Genomic DNA, 730 nt, shown 5'->3' on the forward strand with positions numbered 1-730 from the left:
GTGGTGCGCGGACTGGCGGGGCAGGGGCACCGGATCACTGTGTCCGAGCGCGGCAAGGTGCATTCTGCAGCCTTGGCCGCGGAGTTTCCGGAAGTGACGGCCGGCCCCAACCAGGCTGTCATAGACAGCAGTGATGTCGTCTTCCTGGGAATTATGGCGGAGGCAGCAGGCGCCGTTCTGGATGGCCTTGCTTTCCGCCCGGACCAGCAGGTGATCTCCTTCATGGCCGGAGCAGGTCTCGAGCGGGTCTCCGAATTGGTTGCGCCAGCCCGTGCATCGGCCGTCATGATGCCGTTCCCGGGTATTGCCGAGGGCGGCTCTCCAATCATGGCTCTTGGAGACACCGTATTGCTGGAAAGCATCTTCTCACCGGCCAATACTGTTTTTGCGCTTCAGGATGAGGCTGAGCTTAGCGCCTATTTATGCGCCCAGGCGGTGCTGTCGCCGGTTGCGCGTATGGTTTCGGATGCTGCCCGCTGGCTGGGGTCACGGGTTGAGGATGGTGCGCAGGGTGAAACTTTCCTTCGGATGCTGGCAGGCACAAGTTTGCAGGCGGCTGAATGCGAGCACCTGATTGAGGCTCTGAATACCCCCGGGGGGTTCAATCAGCGGCTTCGCCTGCATATGGAGGCCGCCGGAATGAGTGATGACCTTTCGGCTGGCTTGACCCTGCTGGAACGCGGCTGATCGCCAGCCAATCTGCTTTTGACAGTCTCTTCATTTATTGGGC

1 protein-coding gene is annotated in these 730 nt (G+C 61.0%); it reads left to right on the top strand.

Going from position 1 to position 730, the window contains the following annotated elements; translation table 11 throughout:
* Positions 1 to 687, top strand: a 687-nt coding sequence (locus RA19_RS17695) for an NAD(P)-binding domain-containing protein (RefSeq protein WP_082020591.1), incomplete at its 5' end; no start/stop codon positions are given.
* Positions 688 to 730: the final 43 nt, after the last annotated feature.

Origin of the sequence: Leisingera sp. ANG-M1 (genome assembly GCF_000813745.1) — a bacterium.
GTDB lineage: Bacteria > Pseudomonadota > Alphaproteobacteria > Rhodobacterales > Rhodobacteraceae > Leisingera.